The 18,202-nt window shown below is 70.6% G+C and carries 18 protein-coding genes; 9 read left to right on the top strand and 9 right to left on the bottom strand.

Annotated elements, in window-relative coordinates; genetic code table 11:
• Position 1: 1 nt before the first annotated feature.
• A complete protein-coding gene (locus OG707_RS03610) occupies positions 2-640 on the bottom strand; it encodes a DUF6230 family protein (protein ID WP_329114242.1) in 639 nt (212 codons plus the stop codon).
• 40 nt (positions 641-680) lie between these two features.
• Here OG707_RS03610 and OG707_RS03605 point away from each other — a divergent pair, with 40 nt between their 5' ends.
• Positions 681-1,313, top strand: a complete 633-nt coding sequence (locus tag OG707_RS03605; protein ID WP_329114240.1) for a TetR/AcrR family transcriptional regulator — start codon at positions 681-683, stop codon at positions 1,311-1,313.
• A 54-nt stretch (positions 1,314-1,367) separates the two neighbouring features.
• Here OG707_RS03605 and OG707_RS03600 read toward each other — a convergent pair whose 3' ends face one another.
• Positions 1,368-2,621: a glycoside hydrolase family 18 protein gene (locus tag OG707_RS03600; protein WP_329114239.1), complete on the bottom strand. Its 1,254-nt coding sequence runs from the start codon at positions 2,619-2,621 to the stop codon at positions 1,368-1,370.
• 301 nt (positions 2,622-2,922) lie between these two features.
• Here OG707_RS03600 and OG707_RS03595 point away from each other — a divergent pair, with 301 nt between their 5' ends.
• The 3 genes from OG707_RS03595 (at position 2,923) to OG707_RS03585 (ending at position 6,658) form a co-directional block, all read left to right on the top strand.
• A complete protein-coding gene (locus OG707_RS03595) occupies positions 2,923-4,095 on the top strand; it encodes an acyl-CoA dehydrogenase family protein (protein ID WP_329114237.1) in 1,173 nt (390 codons plus the stop codon).
• A 311-nt stretch (positions 4,096-4,406) separates the two neighbouring features.
• Complete coding sequence (locus OG707_RS03590; RefSeq protein WP_329114234.1) at positions 4,407-5,531, top strand: hypothetical protein; 1,125 nt, start codon at positions 4,407-4,409, stop codon at positions 5,529-5,531.
• A 35-nt stretch (positions 5,532-5,566) separates the two neighbouring features.
• Positions 5,567-6,658, top strand: a complete 1,092-nt coding sequence (locus tag OG707_RS03585; RefSeq protein ID WP_329114232.1) for a phosphotransferase family protein — start codon at positions 5,567-5,569, stop codon at positions 6,656-6,658.
• On the opposite strand, the gene OG707_RS03580 is transcribed toward OG707_RS03585, so the two are convergent.
• Entirely contained in the window at positions 6,659-7,060 is a 402-nt protein-coding gene (locus tag OG707_RS03580; RefSeq protein WP_329114230.1) for a hypothetical protein, read from the bottom strand.
• Between the two features lie 203 nt (positions 7,061-7,263).
• Here OG707_RS03580 and OG707_RS03575 point away from each other — a divergent pair, with 203 nt between their 5' ends.
• The 4 genes from OG707_RS03575 to fxsA all read left to right on the top strand — a co-directional run bounded on the left by OG707_RS03575 (position 7,264) and on the right by fxsA (position 11,277).
• Positions 7,264-7,704: an Lrp/AsnC family transcriptional regulator gene (locus tag OG707_RS03575; protein ID WP_329114228.1), complete on the top strand. Its 441-nt coding sequence runs from the start codon at positions 7,264-7,266 to the stop codon at positions 7,702-7,704.
• A 44-nt stretch (positions 7,705-7,748) separates the two neighbouring features.
• Positions 7,749-9,389, top strand: a complete 1,641-nt coding sequence (locus tag OG707_RS03570) for an amidohydrolase (RefSeq protein WP_329114226.1) — start codon at positions 7,749-7,751, stop codon at positions 9,387-9,389.
• Between the two features lie 495 nt (positions 9,390-9,884).
• On the top strand, positions 9,885-10,652 hold the full coding sequence (locus OG707_RS03565) for a polyprenol monophosphomannose synthase (RefSeq protein ID WP_329114223.1): 768 nt from the start codon (positions 9,885-9,887) through the stop codon (positions 10,650-10,652).
• 46 nt (positions 10,653-10,698) lie between these two features.
• Positions 10,699-11,277 (top strand): FxsA family membrane protein, encoded by a 579-nt coding sequence (gene fxsA, locus OG707_RS03560; protein ID WP_329114221.1) that lies wholly within the window; start codon positions 10,699-10,701, stop codon positions 11,275-11,277.
• A 101-nt stretch (positions 11,278-11,378) separates the two neighbouring features.
• On the opposite strand, the gene OG707_RS03555 is transcribed toward fxsA, so the two are convergent.
• From OG707_RS03555 to yczE, 4 genes are all read right to left on the bottom strand, one after another.
• Entirely contained in the window at positions 11,379-11,753 is a 375-nt protein-coding gene (locus OG707_RS03555; RefSeq protein ID WP_329114219.1) for an RNA polymerase-binding protein RbpA, read from the bottom strand.
• Positions 11,754-12,014: 261 nt separating this feature from the next.
• Entirely contained in the window at positions 12,015-13,385 is a 1,371-nt protein-coding gene (locus OG707_RS03550; protein ID WP_329114217.1) for an MFS transporter, read from the bottom strand.
• 16 nt (positions 13,386-13,401) lie between these two features.
• Positions 13,402-14,166 (bottom strand): glycerophosphodiester phosphodiesterase, encoded by a 765-nt coding sequence (locus tag OG707_RS03545; protein ID WP_329114215.1) that lies wholly within the window; start codon positions 14,164-14,166, stop codon positions 13,402-13,404.
• Positions 14,163-14,810, bottom strand: coding sequence for a membrane protein YczE (gene yczE / locus OG707_RS03540; RefSeq protein ID WP_443071261.1), 648 nt, complete (start codon positions 14,808-14,810; stop codon positions 14,163-14,165). Before yczE ends, OG707_RS03545 begins: the two co-directional genes overlap by 4 nt.
• A gap of 102 nt (positions 14,811-14,912) precedes the next feature.
• Between yczE and OG707_RS03535 the strand changes: the two genes are divergently transcribed.
• Positions 14,913-16,412, top strand: a complete 1,500-nt coding sequence (locus OG707_RS03535) for an SCO1417 family MocR-like transcription factor (protein WP_329114210.1) — start codon at positions 14,913-14,915, stop codon at positions 16,410-16,412.
• A gap of 1 nt (position 16,413) precedes the next feature.
• Here OG707_RS03535 and OG707_RS03530 read toward each other — a convergent pair whose 3' ends face one another.
• Together OG707_RS03530 and OG707_RS03525 are read right to left on the bottom strand one after the other, a co-directional pair.
• Complete coding sequence (locus OG707_RS03530; RefSeq protein ID WP_329114208.1) at positions 16,414-17,964, bottom strand: hypothetical protein; 1,551 nt, start codon at positions 17,962-17,964, stop codon at positions 16,414-16,416.
• A 37-nt stretch (positions 17,965-18,001) separates the two neighbouring features.
• Positions 18,002-18,196, bottom strand: coding sequence for a hypothetical protein (locus OG707_RS03525; protein ID WP_018534760.1), 195 nt, complete (start codon positions 18,194-18,196; stop codon positions 18,002-18,004).
• Between the last annotated feature and the right edge of the window lie 6 nt (positions 18,197-18,202).

Genomic DNA, 18,202 nt, shown 5'->3' with positions numbered 1-18,202 from the left:
GTCAGAAGCACTTCTTGCCGTTGAGGCTCACATCGACCTTGAGCCCCTTCAGATGGAAGTTCCCGCCGGTGGCCGACCAGGCGTGCGACTTCACGCCGTCGACCTCGATGTCCCCGGCCTGCAGGCCGAACTTGCCGGCCTCGCCCTTGATGCCCGGCACCGCGTCGAGAGTGGAGGCGTCCCGGCCGATCTGCGCCGTGCCGAAGTGGGCGTCGCCGACCAGGTCCTCGCCGTCGATGACGAGACTGCTGGCCGTGACCTCGCCCGCGTCACCGCCCGCCGTCAACTTGAACACCACGGTTCCCACCGGGGTTTTGACCTCGGCGGCCTGACAGATGTCGGAGAGCCTGGCGTTGCCGATGCCGAGCAGGGCCACCGGGTGGCCCTTGCCGTCGACGGCGCGGTCGGTCTGTACGTACGACGAGAGCCCCGTACTGGTGAGTTTCCCCGACGAGACCTGAAAGCTGGTGCCCGAGACGGCGAAGGACGCGGCGAGCGCGCCCTGGGCCATGACGGACGCCATGATGCCGACCGCGAGGATCGCGGGGACGGCGACGACAGCGGTCTTCTTCCACGATGTACGGCCCTCGGTCAACGGCCGCTCGGCTGCGCTCACTTGGTCCTCCCGTACGTCTGCCATACTGCGGGAATCCTGAGGCAGTGGGAGACTAGGGCTGAATTTGAATAATAGTCAACAGCGCGGAACGACCGAACGATCCCAGGTTCGTCGCGCCGAACTCATCGCAACCGGGCGGAAGTTGTTCGCCGACACGTCGTACGACGCGCTCTCCATGGACGACATCGCCAAGCACGCGAATGTCGCGAAGGGGTTGATCTACTACTACTTCAAGAGCAAACGCGGTTACTACCTGGCCATCGTCGAGGACTCGGTCGCCGAGCTGGTCGTCCGCGCGGCCAGCCACGCGGACCTGCCGCGCGCCGAGCGCACGCACCGCACCATCGACGGCTATCTGCTCTACGCCCAGAACCACCAGGCGGCCTACCGCACGATCGTCACCGGCGGAGTCGGCTTCGACACCCAGGTGCTCGCGATCCGGGACGCGGTGCGCGAGGAGCTGATCGCCACCATCGCCATGGGTGCGTACGGCCGCCGGGAGGTCCCGCTGCTCGCCCGGCTCGCGCTGCGCGGCTGGCTGAACACCGTCGAGAGCGTGACGCTCGACTGGCTGAGCCATCAGGAGCTGGAGCGGGACACGATCCGCGAGCTGCTGGTGCGGATGCTGCGCAAGACCCTCGACACGATCGGGGAGTTCGTGCCGGAGTGCCCCTCTCCGCCGCCGGCCGGAACATAGCGCGAGGGGTGGGGAGCCGCCGGGCTCCCCACCCCAAGTGTGTTGCGGCCGACGTCAGTTGACGGACTTGATCAGTTCGCCGTTGGACGTGTCACCGCTGAGCTCCCAGAGGAAGGTCCCGCCGAGACCCTGCTGGTTCTTGTAGCTCATCTTCCCCGCGATGGTGGCCGGGGTGTCGTAACTCCACCAGTTGGAACCGCACTTGGCGTACGCGGTCCCGGCGACCGTGCCCGTCGCCGGGCAGCTGGACTTCAGCACCTTGTAGTCCTCGATGCCCTGCTCGTACGTCCCCGGGGCGGGCCCGGTCGCCGTACCACCCGGAGCGTCCTGCGTCACTCCGGTCCAGCCGCGGCCGTAGAAACCGATGCCGAGGAGCAGCTTCTCCGACGGGACGCCGAGCGACTTGAGCTTGGTGATCGCCGCGTCGGTGTTGAAGCCGGCCTTGGGGATGCCGGTGTACGAGGTGAGCGGGGAGTGCGGGGCGGTGGGGCCCTGGGCGTCCCAGGCGCCGAAGAAGTCGTACGTCATCGGGTTGTACCAGTCGACGTACTGGGCTGCGCCCGCGTAGTCGGCCGCCTCCATCTTGCCGCCGTCCGAGGCGTCCGCGGTGATGGCCGCGGTGACCAGGTTCGACGAGCCGAACTTCGAACGCAGCGCGGAGAGCACGTTCTTGAGGGCGGCCGGGCCGCTGGTGTCGCAGGAGAGCCCGCAGGCGTTGGGGTACTCCCAGTCGATGTCGATGCCGTCGAAGACATCGGCCCAGCGGGGGTCCTCGACCAGGTCGTAGCAGGACTGGGCGAAACCGGCCGGGTCCTGGGCGGCCTGGCCGAAGCCGCCGGACCAGGTCCAGCCGCCGAAGGACCAGATCACCTTGAGTCCGGGGTGCAGCTTCTTGAGCTCGCGGAGCTGGTTGAAGTTGCCCGCGACCGGCTGGTCCCAGGTGTCGGCCGTGCCGTCGACGCTGCTGGAGGCGTCGTACGTCTTCTGGTAGTCGGCGTAGGCGTCGCCGATGGCGCACTTGCCGCCGGTGACGTTCCCGAAGGCGTAGTTGATGTGCGTGAGCTTGGCGGCCGAGCCCGACGTCTCGATGTTCTTGACGTGGTAATTGCGCTGGTAGACGTCCCAGTCGGCGAAGTATCCGACGACCTTGCTGCCTGCGGCGGCTGTCTGCGCGGTCGTCTGTGGGGTGGTTTCTTCACCGGCCGAGGCGCTGCCGGCCCCGAAGAGCAGCGTCGCGCCGAGCACGCCCGTACAGGCTGCGGCGATGAGCGCCCTGAAGCGGGCGCGGGAACGGTGTGGTCCGAGCATCGTGTCACCTCGTGGGGGAGGGGAGCGTGGGGGGATGGTGCCGTTGACCTTTGTTTGACATGAACGCGCAAGGCGCTCGGGGTGAACGGTAGAAGGACTAGACCAGTGAGGTCAATGGTTCGGACCAATTTCCACCCGTGACGGAAGTCCGCCGATCGGGCATACTCGACCCGCCACAGCCGCTGGTCAGCCTCTTCCGCGATCCGGGAGGGCAGCATCGGCTGCAGGCCAAGACCCGGCGGCGCCGCCACACCCTGGCCGCGCGTGCGCCGCAGCGCCCGACAGGGAGGAGAGCGTCGCCATGCCCGACCGCGCCCCGCAGTTGGTGGACCGGCAGTTGCCCACCGAGGAGTCCCGGGACCTCATCGCGCTCGTACGCGACATGGTCCAGCGCGAGATCGCGCCCGGAGCCTCCGCCGAGGAGGATGCCGGGCACTTCCCGCGCGAGATTTTCACCCTGCTCTCCGAGTCCGGACTGCTCGGGCTTCCGTACGACAGTGAATTCGGCGGCGGCGACCAGCCGTACGAGGTCTATCTCCAGGTCCTCGAAGAGCTCGCCGCGGCCCGGCTTACCATCGGCCTCGGCGTCAGCGTCCACTCCCTCGCCTGCCACGCCCTGTCCGGCTACGGCACCAAGGAGCAGCAGACCGCGCACCTTCCCGCCATGCTCGGCGGCGGACTGCTCGGCGCGTACTGCCTCTCCGAGCCCTCCTCGGGGTCGGATGCGGCGTCCCTGCGGACGAAGGCCGTGCGCGACGGCGACGACTGGGTGATCACCGGCACCAAGGCCTGGATCACCCACGGCGGAGTCGCCGACTTCTACACCGTCCTGGCCAGGACCGGCGGCGAAGGCGCCCGCGGCATCACGGCGTTCCTGGTCCCCGGGGACGCCGAGGGGCTGAACGCCGCCGCACCCGAGAAGAAGATGGGCATGAAGGGTTCGCCCACCGCCCAGCTGAACTTCGACGGCGTACTGGTCTCCGACGCCCGCCGGATCGGCGAGGAGGGCCAGGGCTTCGCCATCGCGCTCTCCGCGCTCGACTCCGGCCGTCTCGGCATCGCCGCCTGCGCCGTCGGGGTCGCCCAGGCGGCCCTGGACGAGGCGGTCGCGTACGCCACGGGACGGCAGCAGTTCGGCCGCCCCATCGCGGACTTCCAGGGGCTGCGCTTCATGCTCGCCGACATGGCCACCCGCATCGAGGCGGGCCGGGCGCTCTATCTCTCCGCCGCGCGGCTGCGCGACGCCGGGCGGCCCTTCTCCCGGCAGGCCGCCATGGCCAAGCTCTTCTGCACGGACATGGCGATGCAGGTCACCGTCGACGCGGTCCAGGTGCTCGGGGGCTACGGGTACACCGTGGACTTCCCCGTCGAGCGGTACATGCGCGAGGCCAAGGTCCTGCAGATCGTCGAAGGAACCAATCAGATCCAGCGGATGGTCATCGCCCGCCACCTGGCTGGTCCCGAGACCCACTGAGCTGCCACGCGGGGAACGCCGTGAGCCGCGACCACTCCTGGTCGCGGCGTCCCGGCAGGGTGCGGCCGTCGCTCTCCCAGCGGTGGACGATGCTCTGATAGATCGGCGTCCCGGCGGAATGCGGAACCGATTCTTCCGTTACGGGGGCGGCGAGTCGGCGCCGCCCGGTGCCGGCCGTGAAGTGCACAGGGGTCATACCGGGCAAACGCTCGACGCCGCTTCCAGGTCACGGCTTCCACGGCTTCACGGCTCTGGCTCCCGGCCAGGTTTCTGACGTACCGTCAAATTCCTTGTCGCCCAGGAGGTACACCGTGGCCGTTGACCGCCCCGTTGCGCTCGACGAATACCCCATCCACCAGGCACCGTTGTCGATGAAGCACGTCGCCACCGGTGACCGGAACGCCTACGACCGCTGCATATTCCATGTCTTCGACCACGAAGGCCGAGCTCTGCTCATCGTCGGACTGGGTGTCTACCCGAACACCGGTGTGATCGACGCCTATGCGACGCTGCGGCGCGGGGACCAACTCCTCGCCGTACGGGCCTCGGACGCCCTTACCGACGACCGGATGAACCTCTCCGTCGGCCCGCTGCGGATCACCGTCGACGAGCCGCTGCGCCGGCTGACCCTGCACTGCGAACCGGACCCCGACGACCCGGCCTCCCTCGCGTTCGACATCGAGTGGAACGCGGACTTCCCCGCCGTCTGGGAACCCCACCACCTCCAGCGCCGCGGCGACCGGCTGATGCTGGAGGGCCGCCGCTACGTCCAGGCGGGCAACTGCACCGGGACCATCCGCGCGGACGGCGAGGAGATCCGTCTCGCCGCGGGGGAGTGGACCGGCACCAGGGACCGCAGTTGGGGTGTGCGGCCCATCCCCGGCGAGGAGGGCGGCCGCGCGGCCGAGGAGCACCGCCCCGAGGGGTTCCACTGGCTATGGATCCCGGTGCGCTTCGAGGACCGGTTCCTGATGGTCATCGCGCAGGAGGACGCCGACGGCTACCGCAGCCTGAACGAGGCCGTCCTCGTGCGCGACGGAGCCCCCGACGCCCAACTCGGCTGGCCCCGTACCGACATCGCCTACCGCCCCGGCACCCGCCACCCCGAACGCGCCGTCGTTCACCTCACGGACCCCGCGGGCAAACCCATGGAGCTCGGCGTCGAGATCCTCTGCTCCTCGCCCCTGGCCGTCGGCGCCGGCTATCCGCCCGCCGCCGACTGGCAGCACGGCACCTGGCAGGGCCGCGGCTGGACGGACCGCCGTACCTACGACCTCTCCGACCCGTCGGCCCACCCCATGGCGGCCTTCGGCGTCACGGACCACGCCGCCCGCTTCACCCTCGACGGGCAGACCGGCCACGGCATCTTCGAGCACGGCACCTTCGGCCGCCACGACCCGAGCGGCTTCACCGGCTACGACTCGGTCGCCCCGTAACCACCCCCGAAGCCCCGCGAGCGAGGAGCACCGCCATGACCACCGCACCCCGCCCCCGCACCACCACCCGCGACCCGCAGGAGCTCGGCCGCCGGCTGACCGCCTGGTTCTCGGGACCGCTGCCGGGCGCCCGCGTCGAGGACATCAGGGTCCCCGACTCCAACGGCATGTCCAGCGAGACGCTGCTGTTCGACCTCGTGCACGACGATGCGCCGGTACGGGCCTGCGCGCTGCGCCTGGCCGCCGACCCGGCCGCGTACACCGTCTTCCCGTCGTACGACATGGAGCGCCAGCACCGCGTCATGCGCCTCGTCGCCGAGCACACCGACGTCCCGGTGCCGCGCGTCCGCTGGCTGGAGACGGACCCGGCCCCGCTCGGCGCGCCCTTCTTCGTGATGGACCGCGCCGAGGGGCGGGTGCCGCCGGACGTCATGCCGTACACGTACGAAGGGAACTGGCTGCACGGCGCTACGGACACCGAACGCGCCCACCTGGAGCGGGAGTCGATATCGGTCCTCGCCCGCCTCCACACCCAATTCCCTGCGAAGGAGGCGGAGTTCCTCCTCCCCGATGGCTCGGGGACCCCGCTGCGACGCCATGTGGCCGCCCAACGGGCCTACTACGCCTGGGTGGTGAAGGGTGTGGCCCCCTCACCGCTCATCGAGTCCGCCTTCGACTGGCTCGACGCACACTGGCCCGGCGACGAAGGGCCCTCCGTACTCAGCTGGGGCGACGCCCGGATCGGCAACATCATCTACGACGGCTTCGACCCGGCCGCCGTGCTCGACTGGGAGATGGCTGCCTACGGCCCGCGTGAACTCGACCTCGGCTGGTCCGTCTATCTGCACCGCTTCTTCCAGGACCTCACCGTGTCCTTCGGCCAGAGCGGACTGCCGGACTTCCTGCGCCGCGAGAACATCGAGCGCGAGTACGCCGCGCTCACCGGCCACACGCCGCGCGACATGGAGTTCCACACGCTCTACGCGGCCCTGCGGCACGCGATCGTGATGCTCAGAATCGCCTACCGCCAGGTCCACTTCGGTGAGGTCCAGGTCCCGGAGAACCCGGACCGGATGATCCTGCACGCGGCCAGTCTCGAGGCCATGGTGCAGGGAACGTACTGGTGATCAGGCGGCCTCGCGCCGCATCTGCGGAACCCTGAGCGGACGCGAGCCCGGACCGCCCACGTGCGAGAAGGGCTGCGTACGCCAGTCGAGCCCCTGAGGGAGCGTCAACAGCAGCGCGGTGTCCTGCTCCTGGACCTCCAGGGTCTCGTCGGCGGGCTTGGCGTCGGCCGCGGGACGGCCGGTTCCCGCGCACGCCGTGAGCCCGAAGGGGTTCCACGGGCTGGCGCAGAGCGCGTGCTGGGGCAGGACGTCCTCGTCCGCCAGGAGCGCGATCGGCTGCGCGCAGTCCGGGCAGATCACCCGGAACATCTCGAACGTGTCGTACGCGTCCAGCTCGGCGTCCGCATCGTCGACGGAGTCGAAGGACGCGACGGGATCAACGGACTTCAGATGGTTCTGCATGGAGTTCTCCCCCTCGGGTGGGCCGACCAGGCGCAGTGGCCTCGACCACAGCAAGCACTTCCCGTCCGGCTCGCGCGGTAACCGCTTCACCCGCGTGGACACGGCCACAAACCTGTGGCGTTCGTCACATGCCCGCCGCAGGTGCCCCCTTCGGGTTGTCGCCGACTGTGCCGGAAGCGACCCGGGGCCATAGGTTGATCCGCATGGAGGAGCTGGATCGTCAGATTGTGGAGCTGCTCGTCAAGGACGGGCGGATGAGCTACACCGACCTGGGCAAGGCCACCGGCCTGTCCACCTCGGCGGTGCATCAGCGTGTCCGCAGGCTGGAGCAGCGCGGAGTCATCCGCGGCTATGCCGCGGTCGTCGACCCGGAGGCGGTCGGCCTGCCGCTCACCGCGTTCATCTCCGCGAAGCCCTTCGACCCCAGTGCCCCGGACGACATCGCGGAACGGCTCGCGGGAGTCGCGGAGATCGAGGCGTGCCACAGCGTGGCCGGTGACGAGAACTACATCCTCAAGGTCCGCGTCCCCACCCCGCTCGCCCTGGAGCACCTCCTCACCCGGATCCGGTCCCTGGCGGGCGTCTCCACCCGTACGACGGTCGTCCTCTCCACCCCGTACGAGTCCCGCCCGCCGCACATCTGACCCCCGGTAAGGACCATGGGTCCGCAGGCGCGAGACTGGACCCCATGACCGAGCGCACCGCCTCCCAGGCCGACCACCGCACCGTGCTGCTGCGCGGTGGAGACATCCACAGCCCCGCCGACCCCTTCGCCACCGCGATGGTCGTCGAACGCGGACATGTCGCCTGGGTCGGCTCCGAAGGGGCGGCGGACGCCTTCGCGAGCGGCGTCGACGAGACGGTCGACCTCGAAGGGGCCCTGGTGACCCCCGCGTTCACGGACGCACATGTGCACACGACCGCCACCGGTCTCGCCCTCACCGGCCTCGACCTCTCCGGGGCCCGCACCGCGGCCGAGGCGCTCGCTCTCGTACGGACCCATGCAGCGGCGCGTCCCGGCGACAAGGTCCTGCTCGGCCACGGCTGGGACGCCGCCCGCTGGACCGGCGAACAGACACTGTCGCGCCGATCGCTCGACGAGGCAGCCGGCGGCCGCCCGCTCTACCTCCCCCGGATCGACGTCCACTCAGCCGTCGTCTCCACCGCACTCCTCGACCTGGTTCCCGGCGTCACTGACCTCGCCGGATACCACCCGGACGCCCCGCTGACCGGCGCCGCCCACCATGCGGTGCGCGCCGCCGCGCACGCGGCCGTCACCCCCCTGCAGCGCACCGAGGCGCAGCGCGCGGCGCGCCGCCACGCCGCCTCGCTCGGTATCGGCACGCTCCACGAGTGCGGCGGCCCCGAGATCTCCGACGAGGACGACTTCACGTCACTGCTCGCCCTCGCGGCCGACGAGGCGGGGCCCCGGGTCTTCGGCTACTGGGCCGAGGAGATTGCGAACGCCAAGGACGCGGACCGCATCCGTGAACTGGGCGCGATCGGCGCCGCGGGCGACCTCTTCGCCGACGGCTCCCTCGGTTCGCACACCGCCTGCCTCCACGAGCCGTACGCCGACGCCCCGCACACGGGCACGGCCCACCTCGACGCGGCCGCCGTCGCCGCTCACGTCGTCGCCTGCACCGAGGCCGGGCTCCAGGCCGGTTTCCACGCCATCGGCGACGCCGCGGTCACCGCCGTCGTCGAGGGCGTACGCGCCGCATCCGAGAAGGTCGGCCTGGCCCGCGTCCGTGCCGCCCGCCACCGCGTCGAGCACGCCGAGATGCTGACCCCCGAGACCGTCGCCGCCTTCGCCGAACTCGGCCTGACCGCCTCGGTCCAGCCCGCTTTCGACGCGTTCTGGGGCGGCGACGACGGCATGTACGCCCAGCGCCTCGGAGTGGACCGCGCCCGAACACTCAATCCGTACGCCGCACTCCTGCGCGCCGGAGTCCCCCTGGCCTTCGGCTCCGACAGCCCGGTCACCCCGCTCGACCCCTGGGGCACGGTGCGCGCCGCCGCCTTCCACCGCACCCCCGAGCACCGGGTCTCGGTGCGCGCCGCGTTCACCGCCCACACCCGCGGCGGCTGGCGGGCGATCGGCCGGGACGACGCGGGCGTGCTCGTCCCCGGCGCCCCCGCCGACTACGCGGTCTGGCGCACCTCCGAACTCGTCGTCCAGGCCCCGGACGACCGGGTCTCGCGCTGGTCCACCGACCCGCGCTCCGGCACGCCAGGCCTGCCCGACCTCACCCCGGGCGCCGAACTCCCGGTCTGTCTGCGGACCGTGGTGTTCGGACAAACTGTCTTCGTGCGGCCGAACGAGTGAGATCGGGACATTTCGTACCGCCGATCGACTTCCGGCGGGCTCTCCGGTCACCTGCGGATCTTCCGTACTGACCTGGTGATTTGGACCAACACCGCAGGTAGGGCAACTGTTGACAGAAAGCGGTCACCGGCGGGTAGGTTCGGCCGAGTCCACCACAGGACGTCCGACCGGCAAACCTCCACGCAGTCGTCGAACGCCGCTGGGTCATGGGGCGGTGCGCCGGACAGGCGCACCACCACTGGGAGCCAGGTTCAGCGCCCGCGCCTCGGGGGCGAGGGAAGGTTTCGGCAGGTCGGCAGGTGTGACTCCGGGTGGGGCCCGGGGTTCAGTAGACAACGGCTCTCGGTCGATCCGCAGCCAGCGGGTCCCAGGTCGGCCCGAAGGATGCCGGGCCCCGATCCGTAGTTCCGTACGACGCAAGAGAGCGTCGGCGGCGGCCTCCGCATGCGCGCTCGATATGGTGGTGCATCAGCGCATGGACAGTAAGGGGCAGCAGTGAACGACGGCGGTCAGCGGCGATACGGCCCGCTCGGCAAGGCCTTGGTCATCATTCCGACCTACAACGAGGCCGAGAACATCAAGCCGATCGTTGCCCGGGTCCGTGCCGCGGTGCCGGAGGCGGACGTGCTGGTCGCCGACGACAACAGCCCCGACGGGACCGGCAAGATCGCGGACGAGATCGTCGCGGGCGACCCGCAGGTCCACGTACTGCACCGCAAGGGCAAGGAAGGCCTCGGCGCGGCCTACCTCGCCGGCTTCCAGTGGGGCATCGACAACGGCTTCGGCGTCCTGGTCGAAATGGACGCCGACGGCTCGCACCAGCCCGAGGAACTGCCCCGGCTGCTCACCGCCCTGAAGGGCGCGGACCTTGTCCTCGGCTCGCGCTGGGTGCCGGGCGGCCGGACCGTGAACTGGCCCAAGTACCGGCAGTTCATCTCCCGGGGCGGCAGCACGTACTCCCGGCTGCTCCTCGGTGTCGCGATCCGCGACGTCACCGGCGGCTTCCGCGCCTTCCGCAAGGAGACCCTCGAAGGGCTCGGCCTGGACGAGGTCGCCTCGCAGGGGTACTGCTTCCAGGTCGACCTCGCCCGGCGCGCGGTCGAGGCGGGTTTCCATGTCGTCGAGGTCCCGATCACCTTCGTGGAGCGCGAGATCGGCGACTCCAAGATGAGCAAGGACATCGTCGTCGAGGCGCTCTGGCGGGTCACGGTGTGGGGCGTCGGCTCCCGCGCCAACAAGCTGCTCGGCCGCAAGCCGTCCTGATCTCCCCCTTACGCCGTCGCGGCGCGCGTCCAGGCACACTGGGAGCATGACGACCGGCGCACCGCCCCCGACAGTTCCCAAGCGCTCACGCGCCCGCACGATCGTGCCCCTCGCCATCGCCGTCTGGCTGGTGCTGGAGATCTGGCTGCTGACCGTCGTGGCGAGCGCCACGAGCGGTCTCACCGTGCTGCTGCTCCTGGTGGGCGGCTTCGTGCTCGGTGCCGCCGTGATCAAGCGGGCGGGCCGCAGGGCCTTCAGCAGCCTCACCCGGACGCTCCAGCAGCAGCAGTCGGGGGTCGCGGCCCCTGAGGGCGCGGGCGGCGCGGAGAGCGGCGGCAACGGCTTTCTGATGTTGTCCGGTCTGCTGCTGATGATCCCGGGCTTCGTCTCCGACGCGGTAGGTCTGCTGCTCCTGCTTCCGCCCGTACGGTCCCTGCTCAGCCGCACCACCGAGCGGTCCCTGCAGCGCCGGATGAACGCCGCACAGCCCGGCACCCTCGGCGACGCCTTCCAGCAGGCCCGCATGCACCGCCCCGACGGCAAGGTCGTCCAGGGCGAGGTCATCAGGGAGGACCGCCCCGGCCCCCGCCAGGACGAAGGCCCCCGCCCGCCGATCACCCCCTGACACGGGCCCGGCGCAGCAAGAAGCCGCCGGCCGCCACACACCCTGAAGTGTGTGGCGGCCGGCGGCTCTTGTGCGTGCTGTTGTTCGCGAACGCCTTGGCGTTACGCGGACTTGCGGCTGTCCCGCGGGTGCACTGCGATGTTCATGGCGCCGGAGCGAAGGACGGCCAGCCTCTCGGCCAGCACCTCCTCGAGCTCCTCGCGGGTGCGCCGCTCCATGAGCATGTCCCAGTGCGTACGCGCAGGCTTGCCCTTCTTCTCCTCAGGGCCGTCCCCGTCCACCAGGAGTGCCATGGCGCCGCACGCCTTGCACTCCCACTCCGGCGGAATGTCCGCCTCTACAGAGAACGGCATCTCAAAGCGATGTCCGTTCTCGCATGCGTACTCCACCGCCTGGCGCGGGGCCAGATCGATGCCGCGGTCGGTCTCGTAGCTGGTCACCACGAGGCGTGTACCGCGAAGAGCTCGCTCACTCATGAATCGTGCCTCCCGGGCTTGTCGCCCACAGGACAGGTGTCGCTGTCGCTGTCGTCGTTATCCGGTCAACGTCCGGTCGGCGGCAAAGATTCCCGATGCCGGTCATGCGTCGCCCGTCGTGCCGCCCCTTGTTGTACCCACCAGTGCCCGCTTTGTCACATCTGATCGAAGATGTCACCCTGCGTCTTGACGTAATCACCACGCAGTAACGGTCCGCCTGGCAGGCCAAAGGCGTACACTAGCGGCCTTTTACTTCAAGGTCTAAATCCGGTCCGGTACAGCGTTTCCCGCAGCGGCTACCGCCTGCCTCACCGGCACCCGCGCGAGCAGGAAGAAACCCAGCAGGAAGAAGACCACGAGCGAGATGATCGCGTCCCGGTAGCTGCCCGTCAGCTGGTACGCCAGGCCGAACACGAGAGGCCCGAGCCAGCTCAGGCCGCGGTCGCTCATCTCGTACGCGGAGAAGTACTCGGCCTCCTTCCCGGCGGGCACCAGATGGGAGAAGAGCGACCGGGAGAGCGCCTGGCTGCCGCCCAGGACCGTCCCGATCGCGGCGGCGAGGAAGAAGAACCAGACGGGCTCACCGGCGGGGAGGAAGTACCCCGCGGCCAGGATCAGTGCCCAGACGGCCAGGGAGCCGAGAATCGTGTGCTTCGCCCCATAGGTACGAGCCATCCGGCCCATTCCCAGCGCCCCGGCCACCGCCAGGACCTGGACGATCAGGACGGCCGTGATCAACGTCGTCTGGTCGAGTCCCAGCTCCTCCGAGCCGAAGATCGAAGCCTGCGAAATCACCGTCTGGATACCGTCGTTGTAGACCAGATAGGCGAGCAGGAACGAGAGAGTCAGCGGATGACGCCGCATGTCCTTGAGCGTCGACACGAGCTGCCGCCATCCGGCCCCGACCGCACCCGAGCCGTCCGCCCGGTTCACCTTCCGGTCGCGGAGCCTGCGCAGCGGTACGAGCGTGAAGGCGCCCCACCAGACCCCGGCGGAGGCCAGACAGATCCGCACCGCCGTGGCCTCGGAGACGCCGAAGCTGTCGTGGCCCGAGTACAGCACCAGGTTGAGGACCAGGACGAGCGCGCCCGAGGTGTACCCGAAGGCCCAGCCGCGCGAGGAGACCGCGTCGCGCTCCTCGGGCTCCGCGATCTGGGGGAGATAGGCGTTGTAGAGCACCATCGAGACCGAGAGCGAGGCATTGGCGACGATCAGCAGCAGCGCGCCCAGCAGATAGCGGTCGCCGTCCAGGAAGAACATGCCCATGGTGGCGGCCGCACCGGTGTACGCGGCCACGGCGAGCAGCGGCTTCTTCCGGCCGCTGCGGTCCGCCGCGGCGCCGGCCAGCGGCATCACCAGGACGGCGACGACGACCGACACCGAGACGGCGTACGCGAAGACCGAGCCCGCGCGCACCGGGATGCCCAGCGGATGGACGAAGCCCTGCGCGTCCGCGGCGGCCTTGGCGACCGTGGTCAGATACGGGCCGAGGAACACGGTGATGACGCTCGTCGAATAGACGGAGCAGGCGAAGTCGTAGAAGTACCAGCCGTGTTGCTCGCGTCTGCGGGCGGCACTCCCGGTCGCCGTGCTGCCCGCCGCCCGCGCGGTCTTTTCCGTCTCCGTGCTCAACTGGCGTCCCCGATCGTCAGATCCACGCTCCCCGCTCGGTGAGCACCGTGCGCAAAGTCTCGAGATGATCGGTCATGATGCCATCCACGCCCAGGTCGAGAAGCCTGTGCATCCGATCCGGATCGTTGACCGTCCAGACGTGGACCTGCAGTTGACGGGCGTGCGCGGCCCGGACGAAGTGCCGGTCGACCACCTTGATCCCGTTGTGCGATTCCGGCACCTGGGCGCTGACGGCGCTGCCGCGCAGGGGCGCGGGCAGACCGTAGGAGCGCAGGCGCAGCGCGAGTATGCCGCTCATGCCGTACGAAGTGGCGAGGCGCGGGCCCGCGAGGCGCTGCGCCCGGGAGACCCGGCTCTCGGAGAACGAGCCGACGCAGACCCGGTCCCAGGCGTCCGTACGGCGGATCAGGTCGATCAGCGGGACGAGGGCGGGTCCGGCCTTGAGGTCCACGTTCCAGCGGGCTTCGGGGAACTCTTCGAGGAGCTCCTCGAAGAGCGGGAGCGGCTCACGGCCTGCCACCCGGGCGCGCCGGACCTCGCTCCACGGAAGGTCGGCGATCCGGCCGCGCGCGTCCGTCACCCGGTCCAGGGTCGCGTCGTGAAAAGCGACGAGCCGGCCGTCCGCCGTGGTGTGCACATCGGTCTCGAAGTAGCGGAACCCCGCATCGGTGGCGCGCCTGAAGGCGGCCACGGTGTTCTCCAGCCCGTCCGCCGCCCCGCCGCGGTGGGCGAACGGTATGGGCCGGGCGTGATCGAGATAGGGGTGGCGTATTCGGGTCACCCGCGCAGTATCGCGCGCCCCGGTGTACCGGAGGCGACGACCGTACTGCTGTCGTCCGCCGCCGGAACGGCGAAGACGCGCAGGAAGAACTGGGCCAGCGGACCGATCGCCAGGGCGTACGCGACCGTGCCCACGCCCAGCGTGCCGCCGAGGAGGAATCCCGTCACCACCACGGCCACTTCGAGGGCGGTACGGACCTGCCGGATCGAGCGCCCGGTGATCCGGTTCAGTGCGGTCATCAGACCGTCGCGGGGGCCGGGGCCGAAGCGGGCGGCGATGTAGAGGCCGGTGGCGACCCCGTTGAGCACGATCCCGGCGACCGTCAGCGCGATCCGGGCGAACAGGCCGTGGACCTCGGGGAGCAGGGCGAGGGTGCCGTCGATCGCGATGCCGATGACAAAGACATTGGAGATGGTGCCGAGTCCCGGGCGCTGCCGCAGCGGGATCCAGAGCAGCAGCACCGCAGCGCCGACGATGATCGCGATCTCGCCCATGGTCAGCCCGGTGAGCTCGGACAGCCCCTGGTGCAGCACACCCCAGGGCTCCAGACCGAGCCCGCCGCCCACCAGCAGCGCCGAGCTCGCCCCGTACAAGGCCAGGCCGACGTAGAGCTGCAGCAGGCGCCGGATGAGGTTCCTGGACACGATGTACCCCCCGATGTAGTGGTAGTGGACCGATACATGACACTCTGTGGCTCCGAAACAGATGCCAACCATGGCCAATTCGGGGAAGGTGGACTGAAATCCATGGCTCAGTGGACTTCGGCGGTCGGACCGGCTCAGCTGGCCCGCCAGCTCAACGCCCAGCAGACCCGCCCCGCCGGACCCGGAACCCGTAAGCCCCCGGCCTACCGGGCGCTCGCGGACGGCGTCCGGCTCCTGGTCCTGGAGGGCCGCGTCCCCGTCGCGGCCCGGCTCCCCGCCGAGCGCGAACTGGCCCTCGCGCTCGCCGTCAGCCGTACGACCGTCGCCGCCGCCTACGAGGCGCTGCGCGCGGAGGGCTTCCTGGAGTCGCGCCGGGGCGCCGGCAGCTGGACGGCCGTCCCCGCGGGGAATCCGCTCCCCGCCCGCGGCCTGGAACCACTGCCCCCCGAGGCGCTCGGCTCGATGATCGACCTGGGCTGCGCGGCACTGACCGCGCCCGAACCCTGGCTCACCAAGGCCGTGCAGGGCGCGCTGGAGGACCTCCCTCCGTACGCGCACACGCACGGCGACTACCCGGCCGGGCTGCCCGCGCTGCGCCAGATGCTCGCCGACCGCTACACCGCGCGCGGCATTCCGACCATGCCCGAGCAGATCATGGTCACCACCGGCGCCATGGGCGCCATCGACGCGATCTGTCATCTCTTCGCGGGACGCGGCGAGCGGATCGCCGTCGAGTCGCCGAGTTACGCCAACATCCTGCAGCTCATGCGCGAGGCCGGAGCGCGGCTCGTGCCCGTCGCCATGGCCGAGGGGCTCGGCGGCTGGGACCTGGGGCGCTGGCGCCAGGTGCTGCGCGACGCCGCCCCGCGCCTCGCGTACGTCGTCGCCGACTTCCACAACCCGACCGGCGCGCTCGCCGACGAGGACCAGCGCCGCCAGCTGGTCGAGGCCGCCAGGTCGGCCGGCACGGTGCTCATCGCCGACGAGACCATGACCGAACTCCGCCTCGACGCGGACACCGACATGCCGCGCCCCGTCTGCGCGTTCGACCCGGCGGGCTCCACCGTGCTGACCGTCGGCTCGGCGAGCAAGGCCTTCTGGGCGGGCATGCGCATCGGGTGGGTCCGGGCGGCACCGGACGTGATCCGCAGCCTGGTGGCGGCCCGGGCCTACGCCGACCTGGGCACCCCCGTACTGGAACAGCTCGCCATCAACTGGCTGATGAGCACCGGGGGCTGGGAGGAGGCCGTCGCCATCCGCTGCGCCCAGGCGCGCGAGAACCGCGACGCGCTGGTCACCGCGGTCCGCAGGGAGCTGCCCAGCTGGGAGTTCGACGTCCCGCACGGCGGGCTGACCCTTTGGGTGCGGACCGGCGGGCTCTCCGGATCCCGGCTGGCCGAGGTCGGCGAGCGGGTGGGGGTCCGGGTCCCCTCGGGGCCCCGCTTCGGTGTCGACGGGGCCTTCGAGGGATACGTACGGCTGCCGTTCACGGTCGGCGGTCCGGTGGCCGACGAGGCGGCCGTACGGCTGGCGGCGGCCGCGAGGCTGGTCGAGACCGGTGCGGGCACCGGTGCCGATTCCCCGCGGACCTTCGTCGCCTGACTCAGCCCTCGGCCGGTACGGCTTCCACGGGCGCGGAGTCCAGAGGGGCCTGGCGCTGGGGGAGGAGGTCGAGAACGGCCTGGCGGTGCGCCTCGCTGGTGGCGTCGTCGTACGGATCCGGTGTGGCCGGGACCTGGAGCCGGAGCACCGGGCCCGTGCCCAGGCGTGCATAGCCCCGGCCCGGCGGGACGGCGGCGGTGGGCGTGGTGTGCGGCGGTGCGCCGAGGACCGTCTCCACCTGCTCGGGCGAGGCGGGACCGAGCACGACCCGGGCGCGGGTGTGCTGGCGTACGGGATCGCTGAGCGTGTCCAGGGTGTCGAACTGCTCGGCCACCACCACCGTGACGTTGGCCGCCCTGCCGTGCCGCAGCGGGACCTGCAGCAGCTGCTGGGGATCGGTGCGCCCGTCGGCGGCGGCGAGATGGCCGAAGATGCTCGGCCGGTCCAGCAGGATCCAGAGCGGGCGCCTGGTGTCCTCGGGGGCGGGATGGCCCGCCTGCCTGGCCCGGTTGGCCGAGATCAGCCGGCGCTCGGTCTCGTGCGCGGCCCACTCCAGGGTGGCCAGGGCGCCGGCGAGGCCGCATTCGACGGCCAGGACGCCGCTGCGCCCGGTGAGGCAGGCGTACTCGCCCGTTCCGCTGCCCTCGACGATCAGTACGTCGCCGTACCGGAGCGTCTGCAGGGCGATCGACCGCAGCAGGCTGGTGGTGCCGCTGCCGGGCTCGCCGACGACGAGGAGATGCGGCTCCGTGGAGCGCGCTCCCGTACGCCAGACGACCGGAGGGGCGTCGAAGGTCTCCTCGCCGTCCGTCACCGGCATGGTGCGCTGCACCGCACCCGCGTCGGTGAACCCGAGAACCGTCTCACCGGGGGTGGTGACGAAGGGCTGGGCGGCGATGGAGGTGGACAGGGCGGGCAGCACGCTCATGACGAGCTGGTTGCCCTCCTCGTCCCAGGCGAAGTGGTACTCGCGGCCGCGGCCGGACTTGGCGTGCAGCAGCTGCTCGATCCGGGCGCGGGAGTCGGCCTCGCCGTCGGTGAAGTACGCGGGGTACTTCACGTGCAGCGTGCTGATCCGCCCGTCCTCGTCGAACGCGTAGTCGCTGAAGGCCTTGTCCCACTCGCCGCCGTGGGCGAAGAGCGGAGCCGGGTCCTCCGGCACCGAGAAGTACGGCACCAGGGCCTCGTAGAGGGACTGCAGACGGCCGGTCTCCGCCTCGTCGGGACCGGTCTGCACCGGGACGCGCTCGCGGCCCTTCCAGGCGGCCGCGGCCATCACAGCGATGAGGGCCAGGAGCGGCCCGTACGGGATGAGCGCGACCACCAGGACGCAGGCGGCAGCCAGGAACAGCGCGGGACCGCGCCGCTCCTTGGGCAGGGACGCCCATTTCTGCCGCCCGCCGGCTGCGAGCTTCCGCAGACCACGGCTGATCGTGATCAGCGGATGGAGGACGTCGGTGGCGCTGTCGGCGGCCGTTCGCGCAATCTCGCGGCTGCGGGTGATCGAGGCGCTGCTGCTGCTCAGAATGCGGGGGAGTGGTCGCCGGGCCACGTCTGTCTCCAGGGGTGATGGGGTCGGTGGGGAGAGGTCAGAACTTGATCCCGCCCAAGAGGCTGGCGAGGCTGGCGCCTCCGGCCTTGATGCTCGGGGCGATGGCGGTGCCCGCGAGATAGAAGCCGAAGAGGGCGCAGACGAGCGCGTGTGACGCCTTGAGTCCGTCCTTCCTGAAAAAGAGGAAGACGATGATTCCGAGCAGCACCACGCCTGAGATCGACAGGATCATGAGGGG

Source organism: Streptomyces sp. NBC_01465, from assembly GCF_036227325.1.
Lineage (GTDB): Bacteria > Actinomycetota > Actinomycetes > Streptomycetales > Streptomycetaceae > Streptomyces.
Note: the sequence above shows the minus strand (reverse complement) of the source record. Positions and strands in the feature narration are given on the sequence as shown.

Coding starts and splice junctions, on each gene's coding strand:
- OG707_RS03535 (WP_329114210.1), top strand. CDS start 14,913: ATGGCTCAGTGGACTTCGGCGGTCGGACCGGCTCAGCTGGCCCGCCAG.
- OG707_RS03555 (WP_329114219.1), bottom strand. CDS start 11,753: ATGAGTGAGCGAGCTCTTCGCGGTACACGCCTCGTGGTGACCAGCTAC.
- OG707_RS03575 (WP_329114228.1), top strand. CDS start 7,264: ATGGAGGAGCTGGATCGTCAGATTGTGGAGCTGCTCGTCAAGGACGGG.
- fxsA (WP_329114221.1), top strand. CDS start 10,699: ATGACGACCGGCGCACCGCCCCCGACAGTTCCCAAGCGCTCACGCGCC.
- OG707_RS03525 (WP_018534760.1), bottom strand. CDS start 18,196: ATGATCCTGTCGATCTCAGGCGTGGTGCTGCTCGGAATCATCGTCTTC.
- OG707_RS03595 (WP_329114237.1), top strand. CDS start 2,923: ATGCCCGACCGCGCCCCGCAGTTGGTGGACCGGCAGTTGCCCACCGAG.
- OG707_RS03585 (WP_329114232.1), top strand. CDS start 5,567: ATGACCACCGCACCCCGCCCCCGCACCACCACCCGCGACCCGCAGGAG.
- OG707_RS03570 (WP_329114226.1), top strand. CDS start 7,749: ATGACCGAGCGCACCGCCTCCCAGGCCGACCACCGCACCGTGCTGCTG.
- OG707_RS03600 (WP_329114239.1), bottom strand. CDS start 2,621: ATGCTCGGACCACACCGTTCCCGCGCCCGCTTCAGGGCGCTCATCGCC.
- OG707_RS03610 (WP_329114242.1), bottom strand. CDS start 640: ATGGCAGACGTACGGGAGGACCAAGTGAGCGCAGCCGAGCGGCCGTTG.
- OG707_RS03580 (WP_329114230.1), bottom strand. CDS start 7,060: ATGCAGAACCATCTGAAGTCCGTTGATCCCGTCGCGTCCTTCGACTCC.